The sequence below is a fragment of the Methylobacterium sp. J-059 genome (genome assembly GCF_022829485.1).
Lineage (GTDB): Bacteria > Pseudomonadota > Alphaproteobacteria > Rhizobiales > Beijerinckiaceae > Methylobacterium.
In genome coordinates this window covers 1-4,460 of sequence record NZ_JAKSYA010000132.1, presented here as the reverse complement: position 1 = coordinate 4,460, position 4,460 = coordinate 1, and the positions used below count along the sequence as shown (strand labels likewise).

The following is a 4,460-nucleotide window of genomic DNA, read 5'->3' as shown; positions in this document are numbered from 1 at the left end:
CGAATGGTTGGCACCGACGACGCGCAGTAAGCGCATCACGCACCGTCGATCCGGGGCCTAAGTCCCATCGCTCCGCTTGCCGCGGGCGACCTCGCGCATGGCCTCGTCCGGCAGCGGCCGCTGAAGCTGCAATGCCTCCTCCACCGGCGCCTCCAGCCACGTGCGCCACTCCTCCGGCGTGGTCAGCAGCGCCGGCATCGCCTTCGGATGCACCGGCCCGACGACGCCGTTCGCCTCCGTCGTTAGGAAGGCGTAGAGCCGGTGTTCCTCCTCGACGGGCTCGTCGCGCTTCGGGCCGCGCACGCCCGTCCACGGTCGCCAGATCCCGGCGAAGGCGAACAGCGGCCGGTCCTCGTCGAGCGCGAACCACACCGGCGTCTTGCGCGGCTTGGTGTCCGCGTACTCGCTGAACGAGGATACCGGCACGAGGCAGCGCTGCTCCGGCTTCAGCCACGGGCGCCAGTAGGGCGACCTCACGTTCCGCACGTTCGTGACCGGGTGCTGCGGCCCCTTGCTCGACGGCGAGGGGAAGCCCCAGCGCATCATCGCCAACGCGCGCTCGCCCTCGGCCAAACGCACCACCGGCGCCATCTGGTCGGGGAAGATCGCCGGCAGCGGCGGCAGGTTGCCGGTCTCGTCGCGCTCGACCCCGAAGGCCTTGCGGATCGCGTCCTGGCCCCTGTCGAGGCTGTAGAGGTTGCACATCCCGACATCGTGCGCCGCCAAAGCGCGAAAGGGCAAGGCACGCTGCGCGAGCCCGATTGCATCCCGCATCATATGAATTCAAAATTCGCTCGCGCGACTTGCCCCGATGAAGGGCGAGCGCTGCGGAGGACCATCGATGAGCACTCGGCGCGACTTCCTGCATCTCACGGCCGCCGCGACGGCGGTCGGGGCCCTGGTCGGGTCAGCCTCGGCGCAGGCGCCAGCCTCGGGTCCGGGGCATCCGATACCCCCGCCGAGCGGAGAGGCTCTGCGTCTCGTCACCTTCGCACCCGACGCGGGCAGCACGCCGCGGCTCGGTGTGGTCCGCTCGGACGGGCGCGTCGTCGACCTGACGCAGGTTGGAGTGCCGGGCGTGGATCCGGCGCAGATGGTCTCGCTCATCACGGCAGGACCGGCCGCGCTCGATGCCGTGCGCCGGGCCGCGGCCGCCGGGGATGGCCCGCAGGTCGAGACGGTGCGGCTGCTGGCGCCGATCCCGGCACCGACGCGCAACATCTACGCGGTCGGCTGGAACTACTTGGAGCACTTCGCCGAGGGTCAGGCCGTCCGGGGGACGAACGCCGAGTACCCCGCCCATCCCGTGTTCTTCACCAAGGGCGTCAACACGATCAACGGCCCCTACGACCCGATCCCCTACGATGCTTCGGTGTCGACGGCGATCGACTGGGAGGTCGAGCTCGCCGTCATCATCGGCACGGGCGGACGCAACATCACAGAAGCCGACGCGATGGCCCACGTGTTCGGCTACAGCGTCATCAACGACACCACGGCGCGCGACATGCAGATCAAGCTGCACGGCGGGCAGTGGTTCAAGGGGAAGAGCCTGGACGGGTACGGACCGATCGGCCCGTGGATCGTGCCTGCATCCGACCTCGATCCCTCGAATCTCCGTCTCCTGACCCGCGTCAACGGCGTGGTGAAACAGGACGCCTCGACCGCTCAGATGTACTTCAAGGTCGCCCGCATCATCGCCGAGCTGTCGCACGGCCTCACCCTCGTGCCCGGCGACATCATCGCCACCGGCACGCCCCCCGGCATCGGCAACGCGCGCAAGCCGCCCGAATTCCTCAAGCCGGGCGATGTGATGGAGACGGAGATCGTCGGCCTCGGCACCCTGCGCAACGTGATCCAGGCCGTCCCGGCGTAAGAGGTTCGCCCTCGATCGAGAGGCGGGCGCTCAATCAGCCGGCCACCGCGATCGGCAGCGCGCCGACCTGCGTCGTGGGGCGCGGCGTTCGCATCTCGAACTTGGTGCCCCAAATCCGCACGGCCTCAAGGTCGGCACGGGTCAGCAGAACGCTGCCAACCGTCATGGGGTCCGGCACGCAACGATTTTGCAACGCAACACGTTGGCTTGGTATGCCAAGCGTCACCCCCTTCGAAATCACGATCTTAGCGGCCGGCGCCCAGCGTACCCTGTTCGCCTCGACCGAGCGGGAGGCGGCTCTGATGGCCGAGTCGGTGCTGCGTCGTCTGGACGGTAAGCCTGCCCTTATCGGTTTCTGGATCGACGCCCCGGATCGGGGCGCCCTGAAGCGCCTGGGAGCCTACCTCGGAAATGTGCTCGTCGAGATGACGGGTACGGGTGAGGTGCTGGTATAGACGGCGTGTTCCAGATCGCCGCCGCCGACGAGACCGGCGAGCTGGAAGGCGCAACGCTCCTGGGCAGTTCGGCGAGGTGCCGGAGGATTTCGCCGAGAGCCTGCGGGGCGGATAACGGTACGGGAAACCCGCCCGATGGACCGGGCGGGTTGTCGCGAGCCTAGGGATTTCCGGCGTCGCCGCCGCCCTGCGCTTGGTCCTTGTCATCCCCCAGCCGATTGGCCGAGTGATCCTGGTACTGCTCGGTCTGCACGGTCTTGCTGTCCAGGCCGCGCTCATCCCCATGCTGGGCCTTGTCGCGATTGCTGAGCACCGCGTTGTCCTCGATCACGCCTTCCGGCAACTCGGTCATCGCTCCCGAGCCCGATCCCTTGCCCTGGCTTCCAGGGTGCATGCCGTGCTTGCCTGCATTCGCCATCGTCGCTCTCCTGTCGTTCCAGGGGGCGGATCGATACGCCCCCGCCGGATGAGCAGGGCAAACCGATCGCTGCAGGGCTCGTTCCTGTGGCACGTGAACGCGTACGGTTCGGCCCCGCCCCGGTCTGCTCATGGGACGGGGGAATCCCGGATCTCACCGCGTCTCGACGACGCCGTCGCTGGGGCTATCCTGCCGGGATGCGACGAGCGTCTGGCACGGTAACGGCTTGGCAACCGCACGCGCGTGAAAATCGCGGCATGCCGACCTTGTCCGCCCCGCGCCTACTCACCTTCCTCGCTTCCGCGGTGCTGATCGGCCTGGCGGTCGCCAGCCTCTACACGAAGGTCCCGATGGTCGGGCGCACGGTGCTCGCGCACCGGCAGTGGTTCTTCATCGGCGCCTACGCTCTGCTCGCGCTCGGGGTGACGACCAAGAGCCTTTGAACCACCCGCCGGGTCGACACGACCGCAGGTGCCGCTAAGTCGACGCTGCGAGGGTCTCCATGAGGCTTGCCGCGCGGGGTGAGCCACGGCCTCGCGGAGGTGGGCCTGCATTCTCAGGGCGTAGCTCAGAAGCTGCCCGACGTGATCCTCGATCGGATCGCAGACCTTCACGCACCGCATCGGGGCCGGAACGATTTGACCCCGAAGCACCCTCCGACCACACCGGCCGTAGGTGCCCTTGTTCCAGGCCGAACGTGCGGACCGTGCGCGGCTTGCTGCCGGGTTCCCGCGATCGAGGTGCTTGCCAAGCCTGCGGGCGTCCTCTGTCGGCATAGCACTGGGACGGCGTGCGGGATCTATCAGGATCGCCCTGAGGTGTGCGTGCGGTGGTACTGTCTCTGGCGCAAGATCGGCGCATTGCCGAACGCGCTGAGGCCAGACCGATCAGGGGTGATCTTCGCGATCGAGGGCAGTGCGCCTTGCGCGAATGGTCTCGAAGGGGCCTGCGTCGTGGGTCGCGCCGTGAAAGGAGCGGGTGCTATCGGGAGTGCGGAAGCGACCGAGGCGTTCGCTATGTTCGTCCGCGAAGGGTCGTTGCCGGTGTGGAAGGTGTCCAACCGTAAGGCGACCCTGATGCGCCCCGATCAGCGCACCCAAGCACTGTAGATTCGGGGCGCCGACTCTGCCGGAGGCGGGCTTTTCAGGTGCTTTGCCCATCCCCCGGACGGGACAGTTTTAGGCTGCCTTCAGATTGCCGGCAGACAGCTTGCCGCTGCGCTTGTCGGTCTCTTCCTCATAAGAGACCTTCTGGCCCTCGACCAGGTTTTGCATCCCGGCGCGCTCGACGGCCGAGATGTGAACGAACACATCCTTGCCGCCGTCATTCGGCTCGATGAAGCCGTAGCCCTTGGTCTCGTTGAACCACTTAACGGTGCCGATGCTCATAGAAGTTCCTAGACGTCTCGGGCGCACCAAAGCGGGGCGCTCGCAGGCCAAACGGATGGCCCTCACGCGACGTTCCAAAGAGCGAAGCCCGCCGCGGCGGTGCCGGGCGGGCTGAGCCTCGTCAAGGCCATACGGGCCCGAACTGGTTTACATGCCGTGGCGCATCATGCCCCGACGATGCATGCGGTGGCGCATCATCGGCCGGCGCATCATACGACGATGCATCATCCGGCGCTCCATGCGGACATTCGTCACCAGCTCGGCGGGTGCGGCCACAGCGGCGGACGGGCCCATCGGTGCAGCGGAGGCGGACGTGGAGAGCGACG

The 4,460-nt window shown here is 67.6% G+C and carries 7 protein-coding genes; 3 read left to right on the top strand and 4 right to left on the bottom strand.

Features of this window, described 5'->3' with window-relative positions:
• Positions 1 to 57 precede the first annotated feature (57 nt).
• Entirely contained in the window at positions 58 to 705 is a 648-nt protein-coding gene (locus MKK55_RS19160; RefSeq protein WP_243937167.1) for an SOS response-associated peptidase, read from the bottom strand.
• 136 nt (positions 706 to 841) lie between these two features.
• On the opposite strand from MKK55_RS19160, the gene MKK55_RS19155 reads away from it, so the two are divergent.
• Positions 842 to 1,873 carry a fumarylacetoacetate hydrolase family protein gene (locus MKK55_RS19155; protein ID WP_147726462.1) on the top strand — a complete coding sequence of 344 codons (1,032 nt, stop codon included), beginning with the start codon at positions 842 to 844 and terminating at the stop codon, positions 1,871 to 1,873.
• 34 nt (positions 1,874 to 1,907) lie between these two features.
• Here MKK55_RS19155 and MKK55_RS29080 read toward each other — a convergent pair whose 3' ends face one another.
• Positions 1,908 to 2,039, bottom strand: a complete 132-nt coding sequence (locus tag MKK55_RS29080) for a hypothetical protein (RefSeq protein ID WP_279593219.1) — start codon at positions 2,037 to 2,039, stop codon at positions 1,908 to 1,910.
• A 46-nt stretch (positions 2,040 to 2,085) separates the two neighbouring features.
• On the opposite strand from MKK55_RS29080, the gene MKK55_RS19150 reads away from it, so the two are divergent.
• Entirely contained in the window at positions 2,086 to 2,328 is a 243-nt protein-coding gene (locus MKK55_RS19150; protein ID WP_147726460.1) for a hypothetical protein, read from the top strand.
• Between the two features lie 160 nt (positions 2,329 to 2,488).
• On the opposite strand, the gene MKK55_RS19145 is transcribed toward MKK55_RS19150, so the two are convergent.
• Positions 2,489 to 2,746: a hypothetical protein gene (locus tag MKK55_RS19145; protein ID WP_147841691.1), complete on the bottom strand. Its 258-nt coding sequence runs from the start codon at positions 2,744 to 2,746 to the stop codon at positions 2,489 to 2,491.
• A gap of 257 nt (positions 2,747 to 3,003) precedes the next feature.
• On the opposite strand from MKK55_RS19145, the gene MKK55_RS19140 reads away from it, so the two are divergent.
• Positions 3,004 to 3,189 (top strand): hypothetical protein, encoded by a 186-nt coding sequence (locus MKK55_RS19140; RefSeq protein WP_147841692.1) that lies wholly within the window; start codon positions 3,004 to 3,006, stop codon positions 3,187 to 3,189.
• Positions 3,190 to 3,924: 735 nt separating this feature from the next.
• Here MKK55_RS19140 and MKK55_RS19135 read toward each other — a convergent pair.
• Positions 3,925 to 4,134: a cold-shock protein gene (locus MKK55_RS19135; RefSeq protein WP_147726454.1), complete on the bottom strand. Its 210-nt coding sequence runs from the start codon at positions 4,132 to 4,134 to the stop codon at positions 3,925 to 3,927.
• Between the last annotated feature and the right edge of the window lie 326 nt (positions 4,135 to 4,460).